The 23,509-nt window shown below is 56.3% G+C and carries 22 protein-coding genes and 1 rRNA gene; 9 read left to right on the top strand and 14 right to left on the bottom strand.

The features are described 5' to 3' along the window. Positions 1 to 10: 10 nt before the first annotated feature. The 5 genes from fabG to A9Q02_RS10590 all read right to left on the bottom strand — a co-directional run bounded on the left by fabG (position 11) and on the right by A9Q02_RS10590 (position 4,912). Positions 11 to 766 carry a 3-oxoacyl-[acyl-carrier-protein] reductase gene (gene fabG / locus A9Q02_RS10610; RefSeq protein ID WP_097652921.1) on the bottom strand — a complete coding sequence of 252 codons (756 nt, stop codon included), beginning with the start codon at positions 764 to 766 and terminating at the stop codon, positions 11 to 13. Positions 767 to 771: 5 nt separating this feature from the next. Beyond that, the gene (locus tag A9Q02_RS10605) at positions 772 to 1,686 is read right to left on the bottom strand and encodes a restriction endonuclease (RefSeq protein WP_097652919.1); all 915 of its coding nucleotides are present in this window, start codon (positions 1,684 to 1,686) and stop codon (positions 772 to 774) included. Positions 1,687 to 1,704: 18 nt separating this feature from the next. Further along, on the bottom strand, positions 1,705 to 2,160 hold the full coding sequence (nrdR, locus tag A9Q02_RS10600) for a transcriptional regulator NrdR (protein WP_097652917.1): 456 nt from the start codon (positions 2,158 to 2,160) through the stop codon (positions 1,705 to 1,707). A gap of 68 nt (positions 2,161 to 2,228) precedes the next feature. Beyond that, entirely contained in the window at positions 2,229 to 3,734 is a 1,506-nt protein-coding gene (locus A9Q02_RS10595) for a Ppx/GppA phosphatase family protein (RefSeq protein ID WP_097652915.1), read from the bottom strand. A gap of 14 nt (positions 3,735 to 3,748) precedes the next feature. Further along, positions 3,749 to 4,912, bottom strand: coding sequence for an aspartate aminotransferase family protein (locus A9Q02_RS10590; RefSeq protein ID WP_097652913.1), 1,164 nt, complete (start codon positions 4,910 to 4,912; stop codon positions 3,749 to 3,751). 116 nt (positions 4,913 to 5,028) lie between these two features. Between A9Q02_RS10590 and A9Q02_RS10585 the strand changes: the two genes are divergently transcribed. The 3 genes from A9Q02_RS10585 to A9Q02_RS10575 all read left to right on the top strand — a co-directional run bounded on the left by A9Q02_RS10585 (position 5,029) and on the right by A9Q02_RS10575 (position 6,922). Further along, entirely contained in the window at positions 5,029 to 5,745 is a 717-nt protein-coding gene (locus A9Q02_RS10585; RefSeq protein ID WP_097652911.1) for a cysteine hydrolase family protein, read from the top strand. A gap of 89 nt (positions 5,746 to 5,834) precedes the next feature. Further along, complete coding sequence (efp, locus tag A9Q02_RS10580) at positions 5,835 to 6,404, top strand: elongation factor P (protein WP_097652909.1); 570 nt, start codon at positions 5,835 to 5,837, stop codon at positions 6,402 to 6,404. Between the two features lie 20 nt (positions 6,405 to 6,424). Beyond that, positions 6,425 to 6,922, top strand: coding sequence for a plastocyanin/azurin family copper-binding protein (locus tag A9Q02_RS10575; RefSeq protein WP_097652907.1), 498 nt, complete (start codon positions 6,425 to 6,427; stop codon positions 6,920 to 6,922). 100 nt (positions 6,923 to 7,022) lie between these two features. Here the strand turns inward: A9Q02_RS10575 and A9Q02_RS10570 are convergent, their stop codons facing one another. Together A9Q02_RS10570 and A9Q02_RS10565 are read right to left on the bottom strand one after the other, a co-directional pair. After that, positions 7,023 to 7,454: a hypothetical protein gene (locus tag A9Q02_RS10570; protein ID WP_097652905.1), complete on the bottom strand. Its 432-nt coding sequence runs from the start codon at positions 7,452 to 7,454 to the stop codon at positions 7,023 to 7,025. Between the two features lie 233 nt (positions 7,455 to 7,687). Beyond that, on the bottom strand, positions 7,688 to 9,046 hold the full coding sequence (locus A9Q02_RS10565) for a hypothetical protein (RefSeq protein ID WP_245860492.1): 1,359 nt from the start codon (positions 9,044 to 9,046) through the stop codon (positions 7,688 to 7,690). A gap of 228 nt (positions 9,047 to 9,274) precedes the next feature. Here A9Q02_RS10565 and A9Q02_RS10560 point away from each other — a divergent pair, with 228 nt between their 5' ends. Genes A9Q02_RS10560 through A9Q02_RS10545 form a run of 4 tightly spaced genes read left to right on the top strand, consistent with a single transcriptional unit; the run spans position 9,275 to position 14,404 of the window. Beyond that, positions 9,275 to 9,541 carry an acyl-CoA-binding protein gene (locus A9Q02_RS10560; RefSeq protein ID WP_097652902.1) on the top strand — a complete coding sequence of 89 codons (267 nt, stop codon included), beginning with the start codon at positions 9,275 to 9,277 and terminating at the stop codon, positions 9,539 to 9,541. Between the two features lie 3 nt (positions 9,542 to 9,544). Next, a complete protein-coding gene (locus A9Q02_RS10555; RefSeq protein ID WP_141508842.1) occupies positions 9,545 to 11,665 on the top strand; it encodes a glycosyltransferase family protein in 2,121 nt (706 codons plus the stop codon). 16 nt (positions 11,666 to 11,681) lie between these two features. Then, a complete protein-coding gene (locus tag A9Q02_RS10550; protein ID WP_097652897.1) occupies positions 11,682 to 12,698 on the top strand; it encodes a UDP-glucose--hexose-1-phosphate uridylyltransferase in 1,017 nt (338 codons plus the stop codon). Beyond that, on the top strand, positions 12,695 to 14,404 hold the full coding sequence (locus tag A9Q02_RS10545) for a glycoside hydrolase family 13 protein (RefSeq protein ID WP_097652895.1): 1,710 nt from the start codon (positions 12,695 to 12,697) through the stop codon (positions 14,402 to 14,404). Before A9Q02_RS10550 ends, A9Q02_RS10545 begins: the two co-directional genes overlap by 4 nt. Here the strand turns inward: A9Q02_RS10545 and A9Q02_RS10540 are convergent. Next, entirely contained in the window at positions 14,389 to 15,876 is a 1,488-nt protein-coding gene (locus tag A9Q02_RS10540) for a cryptochrome/photolyase family protein (RefSeq protein WP_097652893.1), read from the bottom strand. The genes A9Q02_RS10545 and A9Q02_RS10540 overlap by 16 nt on opposite strands. 138 nt (positions 15,877 to 16,014) lie before the next feature. Here A9Q02_RS10540 and A9Q02_RS10535 point away from each other — a divergent pair, with 138 nt between their 5' ends. Further along, positions 16,015 to 16,836 (top strand): hypothetical protein, encoded by an 822-nt coding sequence (locus A9Q02_RS10535; RefSeq protein WP_097652891.1) that lies wholly within the window; start codon positions 16,015 to 16,017, stop codon positions 16,834 to 16,836. A gap of 15 nt (positions 16,837 to 16,851) precedes the next feature. On the opposite strand, the gene A9Q02_RS10530 is transcribed toward A9Q02_RS10535, so the two are convergent. From A9Q02_RS10530 to A9Q02_RS10505, 6 genes are all read right to left on the bottom strand, one after another. Next, complete coding sequence (locus tag A9Q02_RS10530; protein ID WP_097652889.1) at positions 16,852 to 17,943, bottom strand: lipid II:glycine glycyltransferase FemX; 1,092 nt, start codon at positions 17,941 to 17,943, stop codon at positions 16,852 to 16,854. After that, the gene (locus tag A9Q02_RS10525) at positions 17,940 to 18,749 is read right to left on the bottom strand and encodes a PIG-L deacetylase family protein (protein ID WP_097652887.1); all 810 of its coding nucleotides are present in this window, start codon (positions 18,747 to 18,749) and stop codon (positions 17,940 to 17,942) included. Before A9Q02_RS10525 ends, A9Q02_RS10530 begins: the two co-directional genes overlap by 4 nt. A gap of 33 nt (positions 18,750 to 18,782) precedes the next feature. Continuing rightward, complete coding sequence (locus tag A9Q02_RS10520; RefSeq protein WP_245860491.1) at positions 18,783 to 19,715, bottom strand: HEAT repeat domain-containing protein; 933 nt, start codon at positions 19,713 to 19,715, stop codon at positions 18,783 to 18,785. After that, the gene (locus A9Q02_RS10515) at positions 19,696 to 21,804 is read right to left on the bottom strand and encodes a hypothetical protein (RefSeq protein WP_097652885.1); all 2,109 of its coding nucleotides are present in this window, start codon (positions 21,802 to 21,804) and stop codon (positions 19,696 to 19,698) included. Before A9Q02_RS10515 ends, A9Q02_RS10520 begins: the two co-directional genes overlap by 20 nt. Further along, a complete protein-coding gene (locus tag A9Q02_RS24215) occupies positions 21,801 to 21,950 on the bottom strand; it encodes a hypothetical protein (protein WP_097652883.1) in 150 nt (49 codons plus the stop codon). Before A9Q02_RS24215 ends, A9Q02_RS10515 begins: the two co-directional genes overlap by 4 nt. A gap of 123 nt (positions 21,951 to 22,073) precedes the next feature. Further along, positions 22,074 to 23,042, bottom strand: a complete 969-nt coding sequence (locus A9Q02_RS10505) for an ROK family protein (protein ID WP_097652881.1) — start codon at positions 23,040 to 23,042, stop codon at positions 22,074 to 22,076. 392 nt (positions 23,043 to 23,434) lie between these two features. On the opposite strand from A9Q02_RS10505, the gene A9Q02_RS10500 reads away from it, so the two are divergent. Next, a 16S ribosomal RNA gene (locus A9Q02_RS10500) occupies positions 23,435 to 23,509 on the top strand; the annotation flags it as partial.

The raw sequence follows: 23,509 nt of genomic DNA, 5'->3' as shown, positions 1-23,509 counted from the left end.
TTCTGACAAGCTAGGAATGCATCACCATGCCGCCATCAATCGTTATTGTTTGCCCGGTCAGATAGGCTGCCGCATCAGAAGCCAAAAAACAGACGAGTTGCGCTACCTCACGGGCCTGACCAAAACGCCCGAGGGGAATTGTCTCGAGAATCGCTGTGCGCGTTTCGTTATTCAAGACATTGGTCATCTCAGTTTCGATAAAACCTGGTGCAACTGCATTGACTGTCACGTTGCGCCCGGCCATTTCACGGGCTGTTGCTTTGGTAAAGCCAATGATCCCCGCTTTTGCGGCACTGTAGTTCGCCTGGCCGGCATTGCCTATTAACCCGATCACCGAGGCGAGGTTGATAACTCGCCCGCTGCGCTGCTTGCTCATCTGGCGCAACACGGCGCGTGTACAGACAAACACGCTGCGTAGGTTGGTGGCGATCACCTGGTCAAAGTCCTCATTCTTCATCCGCAAAAGCAGGCCATCACGCGTGATCCCCGCGTTGTTGACGAGAATGTCGAGCCGTCCATAGGTCGCAAGCACTGTCTTGACCATCGCCTCAACCGCGTCGCTCTCACTCACATCGGCCTGAAGTGCCATCGCTTGCCCACCGCTGGCCGTAATGGTCTCCACAACCTCGGTGGCTCCAACAGCACTTTCGCGATAGTTTACCACGACTGTTGCCCCTGCTTCGGCCAGTTCAAGCGCAATCGCCCGCCCGATGCCACGGCCTGCGCCAGTTACCAGGGCGACTCGTCCTGTCAGGTCTACCTTCATCCGCGTTAGCTCTCCGAGATATCAAAGAGGGTTTGCCCATCAATCAAGATGATATTTTTGCGATCACGCCCGCTCTTCATCGCATCGGGCGTGAATTCGGTCGATGTAATCACCAGGCCTTTGTTGATCGAGCGCCGACGCATATCCTGGATCAGACTCTCGAGCGTACCGGGGCGGACTTTGTCGGCAACGGTCAAACGTAAGATATACGCGTCACCTTCATACACCATGTCGAGGTCGAGGTGTTTATCTTTATCGGTAAACCGATAATCCGTAAATTCAAAGCCCTTCTTGCGATACAGGTTCAGCACAAAGGAGCCGAGCTGGGGCAACGAGAGCCCGCGCAGATCTTCCAACGTCCGCACGACGCCCGGTCGTTCGAGCCGCCCACCACGCTCGGCAACCTCTTGCTGCAACTGGCGATTGCGCTGCTCGGCGCGCCCCGACATGACGGTGCCGAAGGCTGGAAAGGGAATCAGGGCAAAGACCGAGAAGGTGGCATAGAAAAAGAGCAACTCTTGCATCGTGACCTGTGTGGGTTCACCCTCAGGACTGATTTGCAAGGCCGGCAATTCAACAAAGCCTGCTTCGCCGAGCCCACCGTAGATCAAAACAACAACCAGGCCAAAGAAAAAACCGCTCACCCCCAGCACCAGACCGTGCATCAACCAGTCACCTTTGACGCGACGGCCAAGGTAGAGCCCCGCCATGACCGGCACAATCCCCGCAAGAATCTGCAAGATACTGCTTCCGAGAAAGAGCGCACACCAGCCAATTGCCATCATCAGGGCAATCAGGAGGGTCTGCTGCCACTCGACACGTTTGAACGAGCCGACAACGCGTTCACTCCAACTGGGCCGCGGGGTGCTTGCCTCGGGCGCACGCTGTTCGCGCTGCTCGGGCGTGGTATCAACACTCATCCGACATTGCTCCCAACATTATGAATTCTCTAAGAGTTCATCAACGGCTTCACGGAGTTTGCCAATATCGGCAAACGAGCGATAGACTGAAGCGAAACGGATATAGGCTACATCATCGAGTTCACGAAGGCGGCGCATCACCTCATCACCGATAGCAGTACTGCTGATCTCCTGGTCGTCAATCGCCATGATCGCATTTTCTACATCGTTGACAAGTTGTTCCATTCGGGTTACGGCAATCGCACGACGATAACAGGCGGTGCGGATCCCCCGCATCATCTTTTCCCGGTCGTACGGTTCACGTTTGCCGTCTTTTTTGACGATCGTCAAACTGACGGTCTCGACCCGTTCATAGGTCGTGAAACGCCGCCCACAGGCGCGACATTTGCGCCGACGACGTGTCATCTCACCGTCATTCAGCTTGCGTGTGTCCAGAACTTCAGTTTCAGCATACGAGCATGAAGGGCAGCGCATAGGCTATCCGTAAACCGCACAGTGTTTGCCATTCTGTGCATTATAGCACAGGCCCTGAGGTCACAACATCAGCCCTGCACAATCTCAACGTCGCGTTCGAACGCTTTGCGAAAAAGACCGGTGCGCCGGTTGGCATCCCAGATGCCTACCGAGGCATCGCCATCAGCTTCAACCACGATGCGAATGCTTTCGCCTAGTTCAACGCGCACGGCTCGGACGACCTGGCTTTTGCTGCGTTCTAGGTATTCGGCAATGCGTAAGAGCGAACTCAGCCGGGCAATGCGCTGACTATCATCGGCTGCGAAGATCTGGGCATACGGGGAGAGATCTGCCTGGCCTTTGCGATGGTTGCGCACCAATGCGCCGAGGATGGCGATCTCGCGATGGGTAAAGCCAAGCAAGGTTCCGTTTTGCACCAGATATTCGCTGTGTTTGTGATGGTCGTAATAGCCAACAGCTACGCCGATGTCATGAATGATCGCAGCATACCCAAGTAATTCCCGTTCCCAGGCCCCGTAGCCGTGCAATGGGGCGAGTTGATCAAAGAGGCTCTGGCTCAGTGAACCAACCTTGTCGCAGTGGGCCTCTTCATAGTTGCTTAGGCGGGCCAGGTTTTTGATGCTAAACGTCCGGGGATTATCGAGCAGTGGCGGTTCAATCCCCTGCAGGAAATGGGCATAGAAAAGCCCTTCGCGCACGCCCTGACCGCTGACCGTCAGGCTCTCAAAGCGGCCACAAGTCATCAGTTGTTCAATGATGATCGCTCCGGCTAGGGTGACGTCAGTGCGATCGGTTTTGAGCCCTGGTATCTGCTCGCGTTCGCGCCGATTCGAGCGGCTTAAGACTTCAATGATGTTGCTCAGCGCTTCGCGACTCAGTTGATAGCCGTGAACCCGATCAAGGGGGTACTGCCGTTGTTTCTGGTCAATGCGGGCCAGGGTACGAATAGTCCCGCCCATCCCAGCTAGCCGATAATCGGGGTGAGCCTGTAACCATGTCAGGCCTGCGAATGACTCTTGTGCCGCCTGGCGGAGGTTGCGAAGATCGCGTTTGCTGATCGGATCACTGGAGACATAACGCTCGGTAAACCGCACCACGCCAGCCTGTACCGAATAAGTCTCGGTTGGTTGTCCATTGCGCACGGCCACAACCTGGGTCGAGCCGCCACCAGTGTCAAATGTGAAGCCATTGCGCAAGCCGAGGGCATTGGCTGTGCCGACAAAGCCGTAAAACGCTTCTTCCTGGGCACTGATGATGCGTAAATCAAGCGTTGTTTCCGCCCGGAGCGCGTCCCAGAACTCGTGCTGATTCTCGGCTTCGCGGATGGCGCTGGTGCCCACGGCAATGACATGATCTACCCCCGTGCGGCGGCACAGGGTTTCAAACATGCTGAGGGCAACTACGGCACGCCGAATAGGCTTTGGTTGAAGCCGGCCCGTGGCTCCGACCCCTTCGGCAAGGCGAACGACTTCACTTACTTCGTCAACCAGGCGAAAACAGCGTTCTGGCTCATAGGCCATCACAATGAGACGGGTCGTGTTCGATCCAAGATCAATAATCCCGATCTTTTGCATCTGCGATCCGATTTCTATGACAGCACAGTCTGTAGCGTTGCGATGACCTGTTCGAGATCCTCGTACCCAATGACCAGAGGGGGTAACAGGCGCAGCACATTGGGGCCTGCGGGCAAGGCGAGCACGCCTTGATCAAGGAGCGCCTGGAGGTAGGGTTGTACCCGGGTTTTTAATTCAAGCCCAACCAGCAAGCCGAGGCCACGGATTTCACGGACCGGCGGCAAGTGCAAAGCTGTCAGCCGCTCAAGTAACCATGCCCCTTTTTCAGTTGCCTGGCGCGGCAACTCTTCGTCGCGATAGGCCTGCAGGGCAGCGTGGGCCGCAGCACAGAGCAGGGGATTGCCTCCAAAGGTTGTGCCATGCGCCCCGCCCGGTAGACTCCCGTGGCGTTCGTGGATGGCGACGGCCCCCATCGGTAAGCCGGCTGCAATGCTTTTGGCGAGCAGGAGGATGTCGGGCACAACCCCGCTATGTTCAAGTGCAAAGAGACGCCCAGTTCGGCCAAAGCCTGTCTGTACCTCATCAATCAGGAGCAAGGCCCCGTGACGATCACAGATCGCACGCGCTGCCTCAAGATAGCCTGCCGGGGCGAGGCGAACCCCACCCTCGCCCTGGACTGGCTCAAGCAAGACCGCTGCGGTAGAAGCATTGACGCGGTTGGCCAGCGCTTCGGTATCGCCATAGGGCACATGGGCAAAGCCAGGCACGAGCGGTGCAAACGGCTCGCGATACTTTGGTTCCCAGGTTGCACTGAGCGCCCCCATCGTCCGTCCATGGAACCCTCGCATCGTCGCGACTACCTCGTGGCGACCGCTCAAAAGGCGGGCAAACTTGAGGCCCGCTTCGATCGCTTCGGCCCCTGAATTGCAGAGGAAGATCCGTGCTGGAAACGGCAGCACACCTGCGAGTGCCTGCAAGTACGCAGCGCGCTGGTCGTTGTAAAAGATCTCGGGGCAACTCATCAGGGTTGCTGCCTGAGCCTGGATCGCAGCGACTACCGCCGGATGGCAATGACCCAAATTGGCCGCCCCTTGCCCGCCAACACAATCAATGTAGACCCGGCCCTCGGCATCATACAGCCGCGCCCCTTCGCCACGTACTAGTGCTACGCCACGCTTGGGATAGAGGCCCGATGTATGCTGCTGTTCGGTTGCGATTATCGTTGCATTGCTGATCATAGTGCTTCCCAGTATACCATATTCACTTGACAAAGCTCGCCTCTCCTGGTATATTAGTGTCGTATTTACACTAAATCAATTACATGAGGTTTGCCTAACCGCAAGGAGAAGATACGATGCCAACAATGACCCGTTTGACGGAACGGTCGGCCCCGTTTCTCGACTATCTCGAGCAGTGGTATGCGACCTTGCCAACCGTTGCGTTGGCCGAGGTGATTGGGACGCAGCCCGAGCGCGTGATGGTTCTCTCGGTTGATATGATCAACGGCTTTTGCAAAGCAGGCCCGTTGAGTGGGCCACGGGTCGCCGCCTTGAGCGAACCAGTGGCGGCCTTGATGCAGCGCGCCTATGCGTTTGGGGTGCGCAACCTCGTCTTGAGTCAGGACACCCACGATCCGCAGGCTCCTGAGTTTGCCGCGTACCCGCCGCATTGCCTTGCTGGCACCGAAGAGAGCCAGACGATCGTCGAACTCGCGACGCTTCCTTTTGCCGACGAAATGACGGTCATCCCCAAGAATTCGCTCAGTTCGCACCTGGGCACCACCTTTCAAGCGTGGCTCGACCAGCGTCCCGCGTTGGAAACCTTCATTGTCGTGGGCGATTGCACCGATCTCTGTATCTACAGTGCCGCAATGCATTTGCGTTTAGAAGCGAATGCCTTGAATCGTCAGCGTCGCGTCCTGGTGGCTGCCGCCACGGTCGATACCTTTGATACGCCCGTAGAGGTGGCGCATGAACTCGGCATTATGGCGCATAATGGCGACTTGCACCATCTGCTCTTTTTGCACCATCTGGCGCAAAATGGCGTCGAAGTCGTGGGGGCGTTCTGCTAGCCTCACCGAAAACTTGCCGAGAACGCAGACCCCGGCTATAGTGGTACCATTGAAAAAGAGCTTCATATCCTTAAAAGGAGTAGTTTCTGATGGCGGCTGGAACAACAACTGATTTGCGCAATGGTATGGTCATTCGTTACAACAATGACCTCTTTCAGGTGGTGGAATTTCAGCATGTCGCGCCAGGCAACTGGCGTGCCTTTGTGCGTGTCAAGCTGAAGAATCTTAATAATGGCAAGGTGATGGAGGATCGCTTCCGTGCGGGGGCTGATATTGATATTGTGCGGATTGAACGTCGGCCCATGCAGTATCTCTATCGCGAGGGCGAGAGTTTGATTTTTATGGATAACAGTACCTTCGATCAGATCCCTGTCACGGAAGCGATGATGGGTGATGCGGCTCGTTTCCTCAAAGAGAATGATAATGCTGATCTCGTCTATGATGCCGACCGTGAGGTCTTGCTGGGCGTTGAGTTGCCGATCTTTGTCGCACTGGAAGTCGTCGAGACGACGACTGCGGTACGCGGTGATACGGCAACCAATGTGACCAAGGCGGCCACTCTCGAGACGGGGGCGGTGATCCAGGTGCCTGGGTTTGTTAATGAGGGCGATCGCTTGAAGATTGATACCCGGAGTGGTGAGTATATTGAGCGTGTCTAGGATCTAGAAGAAGGTTTACGATGAAGAGCATGGTGCGCTCCCTGAGCGTTGTCTTGGTGCTGGGGTTGGCGCTTTTGCTGGCGGCCTGTGGTGGGCGTGAAAGTTCTACTGAGGGCAGTGGCGGTGGGCGTACGGGTACGGCAGGTGATGGTGTGACGATTGATCTTGCTTCTGATGGTGAAATGCTCGCCTTTGATAAAACCACGCTTACCGTCGAAGCAGGTCAAGTGGTGACGCTCAATTTCCAAAATACTTCGATTGCGCAACAGCACAACTGGGTACTCGTTGATGGCGGTGAAGATGTCTCGCGTCCGATTGCCGAGGCTGGGATTCTGGCTGGCTTGCAGGGCGAATATTTGCCCGCTGATCGGTCAAAGATCATTGCTCATACGGGCGTGCTCAATGGTCGTGAGTCGGGCTCGGTCACTTTCACGGCCCCTGCCCCTGGGACATATCTCTATATCTGTACGGTGCCTGGACATTATCCAATCATGCAGGGGACGTTGATCGTCCAGTAGGCTTGGGGAACGATAATCCGACTTGGCTGTACGCACCAGAGGCCAGCTTTGCTGGCCTCTGGTGTATTAAGATCGACTCCTGTTTCTCCGCGATAGGGCTTCAGCTTTGTTCCTGTAGCTTCTTGCCGTAAGCGTGATAGAGCGCACGCAAAAAATGTTGTTCGGTTGTGATGATGACCGCCTGTTCGCCTTCGTTAAGTGGCAGTTGGCGCACTTCCTCGAAGAACCAGCGTACCATTGCGTCTTGATGTTCAAAGGTAACGCCACGACGCGGCAAAACGCCCGAGGCCCACTCGAGTTCATTATCGGCTAGCGAGGGTAGATCAAAGAGCAAGACGGAACGTACCAGTTCATTCAACCGCTCAACGGCTACCTCCGAGAGCCGCTCGATCGGCGAGTAGTTTTCTTCGAGGCGCAGCGACCGTTGTAGTTCTGGAAACCTGTCAAGCATACGTGTCGCAACACGCTGACAGATGAGGGCATGTTCCTGGCTTAGCCGATGGGCAAGCTGATCGGCAATGGTGGTGTCCATACATTACTTTCCAGGGATACACCAGCATGACGCTGATGCACATGTGGCTTGCCATTGGTGATCATGGTGATTATACCTCTTCACCTGTTCGTATGCCAGGGCAATCTCCTGGGGTTTGCGGATCTTGAGGGCGTCAGCCCTCAACCCTGCTCTGCCCTGGTCGAACAAGCGAGCCTTGCTCGCTTGTTCGACCAGGGCAGTTAAGCTTTTTGCGCGCCGCATGCCCTCGGCTTTTACCGCCGTAGTAACGGCAGATAGATTCGATCTACGGGCAACCCCGCTAATTCGCGCAAGGCCCAGAAGGAGGGCCGTCGGTAGGCCGGTTCCCCGCCAGGCACGTAACATGCCCCTCCAGGGCAACGGCTATCTTCGGTGAAGGGGATATGCACGATCCCCCATTGCTGGGCATTGGGCCCCTCGGCTGGCGGGAAATCTTCGTATTTGAACCAGAAGATGCGGGCCAGATCATTGCGCTGAGCCAGTTGCAGAAAGACCGTTCGGAGGAAGAGACTCTGGCCTGCGATGGTCTGGCGACTGTAGGCGACATTGTAGCCCACCTCGGTGATCCAGAAGGGCACGCTGGCTCCTGCTGGGCTTGCGCCATTGGTGAGGGCTGTGCGTACCTCGTTCAGCCGCTGGTCCATGCGTGCTACATCACTTTCAATGGTAGCCAGGGTGGTGACGATTTCGACGGGATAGGGGTGGTACCCCAAGCCATCAAGCGGATACCGCCCGTTAGCAAGAAAATAGTCGCGAAAAGGTTCGGTGGCAAAGAGTTCGAGGAGATAGGCGATGTCGCTGATTGGCTTGCCGTCGACCTGGATGCGATTGCTGGGCAAGAGCCGGTCGCTGCCACGAGGATGCAAGCCGCCGGAAACGATGTCAAGGCCTGCACGCCAGGCTGGATCAGGTGAGGTGAAGGCGCATTCGTTGCGTTTGAAGCAACGGTAGAATTTGGTGTGCAGACGCCCTATCAGAACCGGATCGAGCCCCTCGCCACCGCCAAATTGCCCTGGCGAGACAGGCAGACGATTTTGTTCGTTGAGGATCTGATAGGCATGAAGCTGTCCTTCGTAACGCGTCGCAATCGTGAGTGCCCGATCAAGCCAGGTTCGCATGTAGCCATTGACGCCGCCGCCATAATTGGGATCAATGCTTCCTGCGACAACCAGGCCGTACTCGGGGTGGCGCGGATCTACATTGATCACCAGGGCAAACCCGAGCAAGCCTAGCACCTTGAGATTGTAGCGTGGGGCTACCTGGGTAAGGAAGTAGTCGTACCGCGCTAGATTCTCTTCAACACTCCCTACCTGTTCGTCGATGATGAATTCAAGGCGTACCCAGCGCACCCCCGCAGCGGCCAGTTCCTGTCCCATGCGATCCTGGGCAACATAATCGACCTCGTTGGGGAAAATCGGATTGGCGTTAAAGTCGTACCATGGATCGCGTACGACCATCCCAATGAGTTCGCGGTCAATCAGGCCGGGCGCTTCTGGGGCGTCACTGTAGACGCGGGATGGTTGGACGTATAGGCTTATCAGCATAACGACGATGAGCAGCATCATGCCTGGAATTGATCTCTGGGCTATCATACCTGTCTAATCTTTCTCAAAACTTCGATCTTCTTGGGGGCCGCAGGCCCCTTCCATTTGCGGGCCACAGGCCCTCGGATTTTAGCCAACGGCAACGTCCCCACACTATTATAACGATGAACGGCTTCCTCGTTTCGTTTTGACTTGCACAGACGCACTACCAATGGTACGATCAGTCCTGTTCTACTCTACGTATTGTGCGGTAGAGAGTGTATCAAGGAGGATACGATGAGTGATCTCAAGGCTCGCTTTGAGCAGGCAGCCCAGCAAGTACAGCAGTTGCCAAAGCGCCCCGATAATGATGCCTTGCTGAAGTTGTATGCGCTCTACAAGCAGGGGACGCTTGGTGACGTAACCGGTTCTCGCCCGGGAATTCTTGATATGCAGGGGCGGATGAAGTATGACTCGTGGGTGAAATTGAAGGGTACCTCTAATGAGCAGGCGATGAACGATTATATTGCGCTGGTTGACCAACTGAAGTCTGCTGTCAAGTAGCTCATGTCCAGTCTGTTTGTTCGTAACCGGCCAGGCCATTCTCCACCGTCAAAGCGCCGGTTGCGTCTGGTGCTGGCCGGTTTGCTCTATCTAGCGCTCGCGCTCTTGATGCTAAGCCCCTTTTTGCCTGCCTTTGGGTGGGCGATTCCTGGTGGGGCAATTGCTGAGGTTGATGGCTGGCAAAATGTTTGGCATCTCTGGTGGGCCGCCCATGCTCTGCGCAATGGGCTCGATCCGTTTGTTACGCCGCTGCTCTACCATCCCGGAGGGGTGGCCCTCCATCTACAGCCGCTTAATCTGAGCAATGGGTTGCTGGTTGCCCCAGTGACACTGCTCTGGGGGCCGATCGCAGGCTATAATCTGGCCGTGGTGCTGGCTTTTGTCCTCTCGGGCCTCGCTGCGTATCTGCTCATCTTTCATCTGGTGGATGATGTCTGCCTCGCCTTGATCGGCGGGGCGATCTTTGCGTTTTCTCCTTTTCATCTGACCCGCCTCTGGGATGGGCAACTCGAGTTGCTGACCCTCCAGTGGCTTGCCTTCTATGTTCTGGCGTTACTCCGTTTTCTTCAGGCACCTTCATATCCTCGTGCCTTGCTGGCTGGGGCCTTGCTGGCTCTGACAACCTACACCAGTCTCTATTATGCGCTTGCGGCGGGTCTCTATAGCCTCTTCGCGGTGTTGCTCTGGTGGCCGTGGCGTGCGACGTATGCGCAGTGGTTCCAGCGGTTGATTGGTTTGCTGCTCGTTGGTGTAACGGCCCTGGTTTTGCTCGTACCCTTGTTGGTGCCCGTGCTTGTGTCTCCCCAGGGTGCATATCTGAGCCCCAATCCTGATGAGGTGCTCAATCGTTCGGCGAATCTGGTCGATTTTTTCCTGCCCAGTTACCTCCATCCGCTCTGGGGTGAGCTCGCCTGGCAACGTGGTTCGGTCTGGCATACCTTGACCGGCGATTGGAATGTGGCGCTGGGCTATCTTGTCTTGTCGCTGGCGTTCCTTGGCTTGGTGATGACTTGGCGCGAAACCTGGCGCTGGACGATCCTGACAGGGTTTTTTCTGCTCTTGACCTTCGGCCCTGTCCTTCAGGCTGGCCCCTGGCGACTCAACCTGCCCTTGCCCTATTTGCTGCTCGAGGCGCTCCCCGGGGCCGCCCTCGGGCGCCGTCCACTCCTCTTTACCGCACTGATTACCCTCTTCCTGGCGATCCTGGCGGTCTATGGTCTGCGTTGGCTCTTGAGTCGGGTTGCCCCACGAATGCAGGTGCCGTTGTTGGTGGTTGTGATTGGCTTGCTCACCCTGGAATATGCCCCGCCATTTTGGCCGCGGCTTGAGCCTGTAACTCACCCGGCTTATGCCCAACTGAAGGCTTTGCCGGGGGCGGTGATGGATGTTCCGCCGGCAAGTTTCAAACGGGTTGTCCCCCAACAGGTGCAGATGAGCCACGAACGCCCCATTCTCGGTGGCTATCTGGCCCGGATGCCGCTGGTGCCCCTGGTCGAGGAGATTCCACTGATACGGCAGTTTTGGTATATGCAACCAGACGATGCCCGGCTCTTTGGCGATCCGGGTGAGGCGCTCGCGATCTTCCAGGCCTATGACTTCACGAGTGTGGTGGTGCGCTGGGATCTTGTTCGCCCCGATCTTCGCCCCGGTGTGCGTGCGCTCTTGGCGACCTATTTGCCCGAGCTTGCCCCGACGTACCAGGATGATCTGCTCTCGATCTATACCCTGCCTGACGGCCCTCGTCAGCCCTTTGGCCTTTATGGTGAAGGCTGGTATCCCCAGGAACGTGAGCCGGGACGCGTCTGGCGCTGGATGGAGGGCGAAGCAATGCTGCGCCTGATCAATCCGTTGCCCATGGTGCAGCCGGTTGAACTTGAGTTGACGATGGCGAGTTATGCTGAACCTCGTGACCTGCAACTGAGGCTTGCGGATACGCCAGCAATCTCGTACACTATTCCTGCCCAACCGCGCGAACAGCGTGTGACCTTGCATCTCCTCTTACCACCCGGCGAACAACACGTCTTTTTAACGGCACCGACAACGGTTGAGGCTGACTCGCGTAGCCAGCGTGCCTTGAGCATTGTTTTGCTGAACCCGTCGCTGCGCCCGGCGAGTCGCCCCTAATGGAAAAGGAGCAAGCATGGCCTCGATCAAAGGATCGCACCGCCGTCTCAATCGTCTTACGGGTGAGTGGGTGGTTGTTTCGCCGCATCGTACGGCTCGCCCCTGGCTCGGCCAGATCGAACCAGTTGCCGCGCCTCCGCAACGCTCCCATGATCCCGACTGCTACCTCTGCCCTGGCAATCGGCGGGCGAACGGGGAGCAGAATCCTCACTATACGACAACCTTTGTCTTTCAAAATGACTACAGTGCGTTGCGCCCAGATCCCCCTGAGGATCTGAGTGAACCCGTCGATTCGTTGTTGACGGCGCAGCACGAGCGTGGCATCTGCCGGGTGATCTGTTTTTCACCGCGCCACGATCTGACCGTCGGTGAGATGGATTGCACGGCGATCCGGGCAATTGTTGATGCCTGGGCCGCGCAGTATGAAGAATTGAGCGCCATTGATTGGGTGCGCCACGTGCAGATCTTTGAAAATCGCGGGGCTATGATGGGGGCCAGTAATCCCCATCCCCACGGACAACTCTGGGGAACTGAGCATCTGCCGAATGAGGCGTTGAAAGAACTGGCGCAACAGCGGGCGTACCTGTCTGCCCATAACTCGTGCCTGCTCTGTGATTATCTGGCGCTGGAACTTCAACAGCAAGAACGCATTGTCTGTGCCAACGACTATTTTGTGGCGCTGGTGCCCTTCTGGGCGATGTGGCCGTTCGAGACGCTGGTCTTGCCGCGTCGTCACTGCGGGGCGCTGACCGATCTCTCGGCAGAAGAGCGTGACGGCTTGGCCTGGATGTTGCAGCACCTCAATCAGCGCTATGATCGCCTTTTCCAGGTGACGTTTCCCTATTCGATGGGGTTTCATCAGCGCCCTACTGATGGCGACCCATTCCCCGAGTGGCACCTGCATGCCCACTTCTATCCGCCGCTCTTGCGTTCGGCAACGATCCGTAAATTTATGGTTGGTTACGAAATGCTTGGCGAACCTCAACGTGATTTGACTCCTGAGGAGGCGGCTGCACGGCTGCGCGCCCTATGAAGACACTCAAGTGGTGGCAACAGGCGGTCTTTTATCAAATCTATCCACGGAGTTTTGCCGATGGCAATGGTGACGGCATTGGCGATTTTCCTGGCATGCTTGCGCGGCTCGACCACATGGTCGAACTGGGGGTTGATGCGATTTGGCTCTCGCCACACTATCCTTCGCCTTTTCGTGATTGTGGCTATGATATTGCGGACTATACTGACGTGGCACCCGAATATGGCTCGCTCGATGGTTTTTGCCGTTTTCTGACGGCAGCGCATGCCCGTGGTCTACGGGTGATCATCGATCTGGTCCTGAACCATACCTCTGATCAGCATCCCTGGTTTCAAGCCTCGCGTTCAAGCCGCACGCATCCGCAACGGGACTGGTATGTCTGGCGTGATGGCACTCCCGATGGCCCGCCGAATAATTGGGTTTCGATCTTTGGCGGTTCAGCCTGGACTTATGATGAAGCGACTGGTCAATACTATTATCATGCATTTTTGAAAGAACAGCCCGATCTCAACTGGTGTCATCCAGACGTCAAAGAGGCGATGTGGCAAGTCGTGCGTTTCTGGCTTGACCTGGGCGTTGATGGCTTTCGCCTTGATGCGATTGGTACCATTTTTGAACATCCCGATCTCTCCAATCACCAGTTTCCCCTCACCCACAAACCAATCATTGATATCGGGTCTCTTTCAGGCGAGGAAATCCGCCAGATTTTGCAGTTCCAGATCCACCAGCCTGGCCTCCACGAACTGATGCAGGAATTGCGCACGCTGGTTGATACCTATCCCGGTGAGCGGGTGTTGGTTGGTGAAGATGAGAATGTAATGTTTCACGGCGATGGTGACAACGAGTTGCATCTCGTCTTCAACTTTCCCCTGATGCAGACGCATGCGTTGACCCCGGCTCATATCCGTGACAACCAAGCCCTACGCCTGACTGATCTTCCCTCTGGGGCTTGGCCGTGCAATACCCTTGGTAATCACGATGTCTCGCGGATGTGGCACCGTTATGGCGATGGCTTGCACAATGATGCGTTGGCCCGCGTCCATCTGGCGTTGCTGTTGACCCTCAGAGGTACACCGTTTCTCTACTATGGCGAAGAGTTGGGCATGACCGATCTGCACTTCAGCGCCCTTAGTGATGTGCGTGATACGATCGCGCTGCACCAGTTCCGTCTCTTGACTGAACAGGCTGGCGTCGGCTATGCCGACGCGCTCCAGCACGTCCTGGCCCGTACGCGTGACCGTTGCCGTACCCCAATGCAGTGGGATCGCTCGCGTCATGCCGGCTTCAGTCAGGCTTCATCGGCGACCTGGTTGCCCGTGCATCCCAATTATTTGCAGGGCATTACTGTTGAGGATCAAAAAAGTGACCCCCAATCAATGCTGAGTTTTTGTCGGCAAATACTCGCTTTGCGCCGAAGAACGCCCGCCCTCATTGCCGGTGATTACCGCGTCTTGCACCCGCACAGCGAGCACTACCTCGCTTTTCTGCGTCATGATCCATTATCGGGCCAGCTCTGCTTGATCTTGCTCAACTTCTCCGCACATGTCCAGGAACTCACCCTCACCTGCAACCGTCCTGAGGCACGGTTGCTCTTTTCCAGCGGTTCGCGCAGTGAGCCGCAGTTGCCTCTTGCCAGTGTAACGCTTGTGCCGTATGAAATCCTGATCGCTGAGCTTGATCCATGTGCGCCTTATGGTTCAGACTGAGCTTTGCGTACGGTAGCGTACAGCGCGAGCGCCCGTTCGCGCTGAACTTTATGCTCAACGATTGGATGTGGATAATCCCGTCCGATCTGGAGATCAGCCCGAATCTGGTCGGCTGATGCCATCCGGTGAGGCTCGTGGATGAATGTATTGGGGACATTGCGCAGTTCGGGGAGGTAGTGCCGTACATAGGCGCCTTCGGAGTCGAATTTTTGCCCTTGACTGACTGGATTAAAGATTCGAAAAAAGGGCTGCGCATCAGTGCCAGTACCTGCCGCCCACTGCCAACCTCCATTATTGGCCGCTGGATCGCCATCAAGGAGCCAGTGCATAAAGTGACGTTCACCCCAACGCCAATCAACGAGCAAATCTTTGGTTAAAAACGAAGCTACAATCATCCGTGCCCGGTTATGCATCCAACCCTCCTGCCGCAACTGGCGCATCGCTGCGTCAACAATTGGGTAGCCGGTATGACCGGTTTGCCAGGCCTCGAAATGGGCTGGATCATTCTCCCATGCCAGGGCATCGTAGGCCTGACGAAAAGCCCCGCGCAGGACATACGGATGATGATAGAGCACCTGCACATAAAAATCACGCCAGATCAGTTCTCCGAGCCAGGCCTCGACTCCGGTGAGCGCGTTGTTACCATCAGGATGATCGCGCAATGTCAGCGCTGCCGTCAGCAATTGACGTGGCGAAATGATGCCAAGCCGGAGATACGGCGAGAGACGCGAGGTTCCAGCAATCCCGGGCAGATTGCGTTGTTCAGCATAGGCTGCAATAGGCGCGTCACGGTGCAGGGAGACGAAACGAGCCAGGTATGTTTTGGCGGTGTGTTCGCCAGCATCCGGCAGCGGATACGGTAATTCCATCCCAAATTGAGCGAGGGTGGCCCCAGTTGTAGCTGGCAAAACTTCGCTCGTGGTCGCTAGTTCTGGTGGGCGCACATAGGGAATCAGGTCTGGTATGCCAATGCTGCGCACCGGTTGCTCAGCAAGGAGTTGCCGCCAGCGTCGGGCATACGGCGTATAGACAGTGTAGGGACGGCCTTCTTTCGTCAGGACTTCGTGAAACTCAAAGATGACTGCGTCCTTGAAACTCTCGGCCTCGAACCCCGCCTCACGCAGCTGCGTCTTTAGCGCAGCATCGCGCCGTACCGCATAGGGCGTATAATCGCGGTTCCAGTAGACTCCACGAGCGCCGGTTGCTCGCACCAGGGCCGGTAGCACCTCAACTGGATTGCCCCGGGCCACCACAAGTGGGATCCCACGTGTACGCAGATCCGCCTCGAGTTGCTGCAGATTCGCGAGCAACCAGGCTGTACGCCCCGGACTGGCAAAGCGCCCGTGGAGGATCGTCTCATCGAAGATATAGACTGCTAGCACGGCCCCGCCACTTGCCTGTGCCGCTGCCGCCAGGGCGGTATTGTCTGTAAGGCGCAAATCGCGCCGAAACCAGTGGATCATTGGATGCATAAAGCTATTGTGACACAGGTCTTGCGTCTGCGCCAGTTCTTGACAAAAAGAACTTTTGTGCTACAATGAGCTATAAGGAACAGACAATGCTCTTCAACGCTTTCAGTGTATTGCAATGATCACGAGAGGAATCAGGACATGATCGGGCGTAACAAAGTGCGGACGATCCACGACGCGGCTACCCTTCAGTATGCCAACGGCAAAAGTGTTGCCCGGCGTACCATCGGAAGCGGTCGGTTTAGCCCATATATTGGTTTTCATATCGAAGCCGGGCGCGACGCGGCCCTTGATGAAGCGCTGCGCGACGCGGGCATTAGCCAGTGCGAGATCAAGCACCAGCGTCCCGGAGGGGCCGAGGTCATCAAGCACTGGGATCTCGGTGAGAGTATCGAGATCTATCCAATTACCAGTGGGCCAGTTGCCACAACGGTGGCTGGCAGTCTTGCGGGGGGCAACGCACGTGAGACAGCATCTTCAGGCATTGGGTTGCGGTGGGCCAATGGTGAACGGAGCAAACTCGCCGTGCGAGGATTTCTCCGCCCGCTCGTCAAGGTCGGCTATCTCCGTTTGGTGCAATTTTCGGTGCGGTCGAGGATGACCGACGAGTTATTGAAAGCGCTGCTCGATCATGGCCGGGTGTGCGAGCTCGCCGATCAACTGATTGACCGCACCACCCATGCCGAACCGGTTACGTTCCATGAAATTGCGCTCCCCCTTGGTCCGGGCGAAGAGACCGAATGGGGCAAAGGCGATACGGCTACCGTTATCCCAGTGGTGAGTTACCACCCACCTGCGGTTGATCAGGCCTACATTGTCGAGCGATGGCGTCCCGAGACTGTTCACGAGGCGGCCTTGCGCGAATGGGAAGGCATTCAACTCTGGGCACGCGAATACGCGCTCCAGAGTGATGAACGCACTCCCCACGGCGATGAGGCCGCCCTTGCTACCGTTGGCGGATAGAGGAGAGGAACGTCGTCAGCCGATCCGTTGGCGCACCAGACGGTAAAGCGGGGGGAGCAAGACGCGATCATAGGCGGGAAGATAGCGCGCAATGCTCCCCCCAAACCCTTTTTTGAAGCGGTAGACACCAATCAATGGGTCATCCTGCGCAGCCTCTTCGAGCGCTACACGACTTGTCTCGTCAGGCGCATTGATCATCTGACCAAACGCGTCGGGAATGCCCCAGAGATCGTACCAGGCGCAGCCGCGCTCGCGTGCCCAGTTCAAGGCATGCCAGGTGAGTAGATGATTGGCCCCACTCTTCATCCCAACGCTGTTGCCCCCGCTGTAGAGGTAGTACCCGGTCGTTGGATCGGCAAAGACCATCTGTGCGGCAACTGGCTCACCGTCAACTGCGGCCACGAGCAGCAAGGCATCAGGTTGAAAGAGCCGCCAGGCGGTACTATAGTAGTCAGCACTATGCACGCTGAACTGTGCCCGTGCGCCCGTGGCCTGCATGAGTGCAAAAAAGGCGCTCAGGTCAGCTTCACCACCAAGGCGTACTTCCACCCCATTCCGCTGCGCCCGGCGTATATCGGCGCGATGCCCCTTCGAGCAGGCCGCCCGCAGCGCCTCTTCGCTACAGGTTAGCGCAACATGAAGCGAACTGCGCGGCTGAATCGTTGGCACTGGTTGCAAGCCCTGGCGCAAGAACCATGTATGCCATTGTGCCGCAGCCGGATCATGCTCAGTGAGATTTGGCTCGAGTCGCAGAAAGACTGCACGTGCGCGTCGGGCTACCCGTTCAAGACCTTTGAGCAGTAGGTGATCGATCGCTGAGTCGCCTGACCAGAGCGGGCCGCGTGGCGTATAGCCAATGCTCAAACCGTAGCGCGAACGGAACAACACCAACGCGCCGGCTTTCAACGCCCCATCTGTGCCTACAACGGCAAGGCGTTGCATGCGCCAGCCGAACGAAGCTTTCAGTTGTCCCCAGTTGTGTTGCTGCAGCAGGCTTCCCTGGGGATGCTGCTTGACAAAAGCGTCCCACACTGAAGGATCTGGTTCAAGCAACGCCAGGGCTTGGCGTTGCTGAGGGCCTGGTGTACGCAGGGGGGGCGTTATCATCGTCGTACCCAGAGCCGTTCGGCACCACTGCTCTCTTCACCAGCAAGCGAGGCGGTATAATGCGTCACCGTCGCTGTCATTGCCGCGAGATCGCCAAAAACTGTTGCGATCTGGCTATGATACGCCTTGATCGCATCAAGCTTGCGCGCCAGGGTCACCGCATCAACTGGCATTAGGATTGGAGTAAATGCCTCTATTCCGCCCAGAACCGTCATACGTGCGTCAAAGGCACCTGGTTTTGCCACATATGGCACATCCTCATAGAACGCAACGCTCACCCCGTTACGCGCCAACTCGGCGGCCACGCGATAGACAGCTTGATGATCAACATGATTACCCACGGCGAGAGGGGCATAGACGGTAGCATCAGGGAAACGTTCGATCAGCTTCTCGATATGTGGGCGTACTTCACCAGCAAGCGGATCGTCTTGGGCAATCGTGCCAAAGAGGGTTGCATCATCGACATAGGCGTGAGGCACCCGATAGATCGCATCAAGCAGATCAAGTTGATAACTATCTACACCGAGAATTTCGAGCGCTGCCTTATCCTCCTGCAAGCGTAACCGCATAGCCTCAGCTGCAGGTAAAGCCCACTGTTTATGCAGGGCCTCCGCAAAACGGCTCCAGCGGGTTGTTGGGGGCGGGCTTCCACTACAAATATTGACGACCAGGGCTGGCTGTTTGCGGGCAGCAAAGCCTGCTAGCATGCTCCCGCACGAGAGAGCCGCATCATCAAGGTGCGGTGAAAGCACCAGATGGCGATAGGCTTGCGTCAGTTGCTTCAGGCTCGTATAGTGGAGGGGCATGTCTCTTCCGTTGTGTGCTCAACCGAGTGCTTGCTACAATTCATCGAGACTCAACTCATCGAGCGCATCCGTCGCTGCCTCGCGACGGGCCGCATCACGCGAACGTACGAGTCGTTCAAGCACACGCTTGGCTCCTGGCCCACCAACCTGACCAAGTGCCCAGATTGCCATCAGGGCAATCTCGGTATCGTCATCTTCAACCAGGGGCAAGAGCGCTGGCAAAAGTGGACGCCCATCCTCTGCGTACTCACCGACGGCGCGTGCCGCCTCATAACGCAGTGCTGGCGAAGGACTCTGTAATTCACGCTCAATATAGGGAAGCCACGTCGGCCTCATCGAACGACCCATCGCGAGCACCGCACTCTCACGCATTGCCAGTTCGGCGTGGGCATAGGCGCGTCCAATCTCGGCCTGCGCCTCTTTTGATTCGGCAAAATACCCGAGGCCTTCAATAGCTCGTCGCCGAACCTCTAGTGGTTGTTCTGGATCAATCGTGACGTTGAGCAACGCTGACAACAATCGTTGACCCACGGCTGGCTCAAGTTCCCCAACTTCAGCCTGATAGGCAAAACGGGCCAGGGCGACTGCTGCCGTTGCGCGTACAACCCCTGCGCGATCATCGGTCATGAGCATAATGAGCTGATCCATTGTTGTTGCATACTGATCTTCCCATAGCCCGACAATTGCTGTAGCACGGACATCAGCCTCGCTATCATGCAGACACTCACGCATAATCGGACGAAAATCGAGGTCAAGATTATCTTCGCCGAGTTCGTTCAGGGCACGAAGAATCGCGATCCGGCGTTCGGCAGGGAACGTCGGCCAAGTCGCTTGGAAGAGCTTGAACCCTGCGGTATCAAGCTCTGCCAGCGACTTCAGTTCTGCATATGCGAGGGGGCGATCAAGATCGCCCAGATGAATCAGTTGAAGCTCAAGAGTTGACGAACTACTCATCATCTTCATCATACCGACCACCATAGCGGCGGCGGGTGGGTGGTACATCAGCGCGACTGACCTCTGGTTCGCGCTGCTCCTCATCCTCGTCCTCATTCGCTTCAACATCTGTCCCGGTCATCGGAACATAGGTAAAGAGATCGGGCGTTGTCTCATCGGCGACAAACCCGGGGCTATGCTCGATGAGCGAGCGAAGGAGCCTTTTTGAAGCAGGGCGGAGCACATTGTAAGCCACAAAGAAATCGTCAAGCGTAATGGCATACTTCGGTTCAGCGCGGGTGCCCACCTGTTCACCAATCACCTCGGCAACATGTTCCAGGATCATTTCGGCCTTGCGGCGCTCACCCATAGGGAAAGCCTTGAGGCGATTCAAGCGACCGAGGCGACTTTGACTGGGCAAGAGATCTTCATCAATCGCGCAATAGAACGTCACATTGTTGAAGCCGAGCTTATTCTTCTTCTCATCGAAGGTCAGAATGCGCTCATCACTCTCATTGCCTTCCTCATAGGTCAGGGTAAAGATGCCCGGTTCATCGGTGCGCGTCAACGTTACCAGCGCACTGGGCACGAGATGTTCGTGGAAGAACTCTTCGAAACCCTGTAGCCAGCCACCGCGGTTACCTGTGGGATAACGCACTTCAACCAGAACCTGGCTATAGCGCTGAGGTAAGTCAAAACGGAGCACGGCACTGCGTTGATCAGGCAAGACTGGGCCAGGCAACAAGGCTGCCAGGGCTGCATCAAGCGGAATAATCCCATACTCCCACTCAAAGAAGGTCAACTGATGCGTGACACTGGTCACTTCAGTTGCCGTCTCTTCATCAATGCTGTCGCGACTATCGTCAAAGCCTTCGACGAGATATGAGGTGATCTGTCCCATCTCAGCAGCCTTGATACGTTTGCCGCCAATCACGGGCAAGCCTCGGGTTGACCAGAGGTTAGCACCCTCGACGCCAACAAATTCGAAGTCTTTTTCGCGATGCAACCGGTAATTAATCGAAAAACGCAGGCCTTCGTAATCAGCCTGACGTGCATTATGATAAAACACGTCGTTGATCAACTCGGCATCAAGCAAGGGCTCATTCCGCTCAAGCATGTACTCACGGATCTTGCGCAGGTCGTTCTTCCCCAGATTAACGACATTGGCTTCAGGGAAATAGTAGCGTCCAAAACTGACGATGCGGCGGAGAGGATCCTGCTCGATCTTATCAGCCAACAGCTGCGCCATCGCGCTCCCATGCTCAGCCAACAAGGCTTCACTCGGTTGCCGCAGATCGATCATCGTTCCGTCAGGCAGCGTAAAGATCGTTGCACGCTCGACAGTTTGTCGTCCTGCTGGTGGCATTTGAACTGACGGGACTGGTGTAACCGGTGCGACCGGTGCGTGCGCGATCGTCTCTCCCTCAACTGGTTCAACAACCGTCTGAGGCATGTCAGGGCGCAGCACCTCAGTTTCAACTGCCTCTTGTTGCCCTGTAGCCTGGGCGGTGATGGCTGGTTCCGTTTCAGCGAGCGTGACAACATTGGCTGTTGGCAGCCCCTCATCGAAGGGAACGACTGGTGAACTCACAAGGTCGATCGATGCATCTGGTTCATGAATGGGAGCCACAAACTGCCCGGTCGCTGCTTCGTCTTCATCGCCCCCATCTTCAACTGGCGTCATGCCAACCTGGACCTGCCAGTAATCAGAAATATAGACGGGCTCAACCGAAGTAATCGCCGGGCGTGACGTTGAAACAACGACGCTAATATCATCAACTGGTAGCGGATGGTCAGGCTCATGCAGTCGCTGCCGAAAGGAATGGGTATCAACGTCATCGCGAGGCATATATGCCCCGTGGCGTGAGGTCACAAAACGCACCTCACCGGTAACTTCCTCACGGGTAAAGCGTGGATCGGCCTCAAGTGCTACTTCAATGGCTGCTGCCAGAGTTGTGTGGTCATACTGATAGCGTAGAGCAAGGAACTCGGTGAGATTGGTCAGTGTCTGTCGGATCGGTGCATGCAGGGCAAACAATGTCCCCTGGGCGATCAACAGTTGATAGATCTCATCAGCCAGATCGTGCTGCTCAACGGTGCCCATTGGTGGTGCGCCGGTCATTCGTTCTCCTCCATCACCAAGCTGCTCAGGATTTCGAGATACTGCCGCAAAAGATCATCTATATCTTTTGGTTCACCTACCGAGCGCAACCACTGCAGGAGTTTCTCCATCGCGGTATCGCCAAAGGTAATCATTTTTGCGTCCATGCCTGCTCCATGTTAAGCCCTGCTCATCGGATCGAGCAGGGCTAGCGTGATCATGATCCCGATGTTTTTGGCGTAACAGTCACCAATCCGCAATTATACCATGCGCATTATGGCCCTGCAACTTTAATCAGAGAGACTATCAAGGGCATTGGCAATGGCACCGACGGTGACACTTTCAGGCCCCAGGACTGAGGCCACGACAGGCAAGGGGCGGGCAAATTGTGGTGCGATGAAGGTGTTCACTTTCTCTGCAATAGCTCGCACAAAATCCTCGCCACCAATGCGAACGACGATACCTCCAAGTACGATCATCTCAGGATCAACCAGCGCCACCGTTTGTGCACAGCGCACAGCGAGTAGATCGACCGTCTCTTGGACCACACGCTGGCCGATACTGCTCTCTCCAAAGATCTGGTCAAGGTTATCAGTCTCGAGGCCATAGCGTCTGGCGCGCTGTAAAAGACCCGTAATCGACACTAATTCTTCGAGTGTTTCGGGGCGACCGGTACCGTCCCATCCTTGGCCAACCACCGCGTGACCGATTTCGCCTGCAGTCGAGGTTGCCCCGTGGTATAGGCGGCCATTCAGCACCAACCCACCCCCGACACCACTACTTAAATGAAGATAGACAAGGTGTTGACATCCAGCCCCAACACCGAAGGTTGCTTCACCAAGGGCAATCACATTCGCATCATTATCAATCACGGTCACAGCGTCAAAGGCCTGTTCAAAGCGTTCCTGCAGGGGGTAATGTTCCCAACCGGGCTGCCGTGGGGCCAGTCGAACCGTACCAAAACGCAAATCCACCGGGCCACCAAAACCTACCCCAACCCGAACAAGATGATCAGGGGTGACCTCATGGGCGTTCATCAACGCACGTGCCATGGCAATGACCCGTTGAACGACCTCATCAGGTGACTCATTGACCTCTTCGCTGGACATGGTATGGAAGGTATGGTGTTGCAGGTTGGCTAGGGCCACCCGGAGCCCATAGCTACCGAGATCGACCCCGAGTACATATCCCTGATTGCCAAGGATACCCCAATGGTTATGGGCCAGACGGTCTCGGATCAACGTCTCTAACGTAGCCATGCAACGACTCCTTTCTTGCACTCCCAAGCTGAACGCATCTGCATTGTAGCACATCTATTAATATCGCACGTCATTCCTGCTCACAAAGGTTTAAAATACACACTTGACAACTTCTTGCCACAGTGATATACTACCGAGGCTGAAACGAACGAGGCCTCGCTAAGCCGAAAGGCAACGCAGACCGAGACAAGTGGAAACAACAACCGAGCGAACCGCGCTGATGTATTGATCAGAGACGTCGCCAGGAACTCAGAGCATTCTGAAGCTTCCTGGTTTTGTTTTCCCAGTTTGTTCTCAGCAGGCACCTTCACAACCAGATCACAGTAGCAAATACAGCGAGTCCATGTTTATTCAGTGGCGTAGACCTGACCGTAAGGTCAGAGCTTCACCATTCAACGCAGAGTTTGATCCTGGCTCAGGACGAACGCTGGCGGCGTGCCTAATGCATGCAAGTCGCACGCAGGGTG

The organism is Candidatus Chloroploca asiatica (genome assembly GCF_002532075.1).
Lineage (GTDB): Bacteria > Chloroflexota > Chloroflexia > Chloroflexales > Chloroflexaceae > Chloroploca > Chloroploca asiatica.
Note: the sequence above shows the minus strand (reverse complement) of the source record. Positions and strands in the feature narration are given on the sequence as shown.

What these genes read in the sequence shown, in the direction of transcription:
- fabG (WP_097652921.1), bottom strand. Translation starts at nt 766, where the DNA reads ATGAAGGTAGACCTGACAGGACGAGTCGCCCTGGTAACTGGCGCAGGC.
- A9Q02_RS10605 (WP_097652919.1), bottom strand. Translation starts at nt 1,686, where the DNA reads ATGAGTGTTGATACCACGCCCGAGCAGCGCGAACAGCGTGCGCCCGAG.
- nrdR (WP_097652917.1), bottom strand. Translation starts at nt 2,160, where the DNA reads ATGCGCTGCCCTTCATGCTCGTATGCTGAAACTGAAGTTCTGGACACA.
- A9Q02_RS10595 (WP_097652915.1), bottom strand. Translation starts at nt 3,734, where the DNA reads ATGCAAAAGATCGGGATTATTGATCTTGGATCGAACACGACCCGTCTC.
- A9Q02_RS10590 (WP_097652913.1), bottom strand. Translation starts at nt 4,912, where the DNA reads ATGATCAGCAATGCAACGATAATCGCAACCGAACAGCAGCATACATCG.
- A9Q02_RS10585 (WP_097652911.1), top strand. Translation starts at nt 5,029, where the DNA reads ATGCCAACAATGACCCGTTTGACGGAACGGTCGGCCCCGTTTCTCGAC.
- efp (WP_097652909.1), top strand. Translation starts at nt 5,835, where the DNA reads ATGGCGGCTGGAACAACAACTGATTTGCGCAATGGTATGGTCATTCGT.
- A9Q02_RS10575 (WP_097652907.1), top strand. Translation starts at nt 6,425, where the DNA reads ATGAAGAGCATGGTGCGCTCCCTGAGCGTTGTCTTGGTGCTGGGGTTG.
- A9Q02_RS10570 (WP_097652905.1), bottom strand. Translation starts at nt 7,454, where the DNA reads ATGGACACCACCATTGCCGATCAGCTTGCCCATCGGCTAAGCCAGGAA.
- A9Q02_RS10565 (WP_245860492.1), bottom strand. Translation starts at nt 9,046, where the DNA reads ATGATAGCCCAGAGATCAATTCCAGGCATGATGCTGCTCATCGTCGTT.
- A9Q02_RS10560 (WP_097652902.1), top strand. Translation starts at nt 9,275, where the DNA reads ATGAGTGATCTCAAGGCTCGCTTTGAGCAGGCAGCCCAGCAAGTACAG.
- A9Q02_RS10555 (WP_141508842.1), top strand. Translation starts at nt 9,545, where the DNA reads ATGTCCAGTCTGTTTGTTCGTAACCGGCCAGGCCATTCTCCACCGTCA.
- A9Q02_RS10550 (WP_097652897.1), top strand. Translation starts at nt 11,682, where the DNA reads ATGGCCTCGATCAAAGGATCGCACCGCCGTCTCAATCGTCTTACGGGT.
- A9Q02_RS10545 (WP_097652895.1), top strand. Translation starts at nt 12,695, where the DNA reads ATGAAGACACTCAAGTGGTGGCAACAGGCGGTCTTTTATCAAATCTAT.
- A9Q02_RS10540 (WP_097652893.1), bottom strand. Translation starts at nt 15,876, where the DNA reads ATGCATCCAATGATCCACTGGTTTCGGCGCGATTTGCGCCTTACAGAC.
- A9Q02_RS10535 (WP_097652891.1), top strand. Translation starts at nt 16,015, where the DNA reads ATGATCGGGCGTAACAAAGTGCGGACGATCCACGACGCGGCTACCCTT.
- A9Q02_RS10530 (WP_097652889.1), bottom strand. Translation starts at nt 17,943, where the DNA reads ATGATAACGCCCCCCCTGCGTACACCAGGCCCTCAGCAACGCCAAGCC.
- A9Q02_RS10525 (WP_097652887.1), bottom strand. Translation starts at nt 18,749, where the DNA reads ATGCCCCTCCACTATACGAGCCTGAAGCAACTGACGCAAGCCTATCGC.
- A9Q02_RS10520 (WP_245860491.1), bottom strand. Translation starts at nt 19,715, where the DNA reads ATGATGAAGATGATGAGTAGTTCGTCAACTCTTGAGCTTCAACTGATT.
- A9Q02_RS10515 (WP_097652885.1), bottom strand. Translation starts at nt 21,804, where the DNA reads ATGACCGGCGCACCACCAATGGGCACCGTTGAGCAGCACGATCTGGCT.
- A9Q02_RS24215 (WP_097652883.1), bottom strand. Translation starts at nt 21,950, where the DNA reads ATGGACGCAAAAATGATTACCTTTGGCGATACCGCGATGGAGAAACTC.
- A9Q02_RS10505 (WP_097652881.1), bottom strand. Translation starts at nt 23,042, where the DNA reads ATGGCTACGTTAGAGACGTTGATCCGAGACCGTCTGGCCCATAACCAT.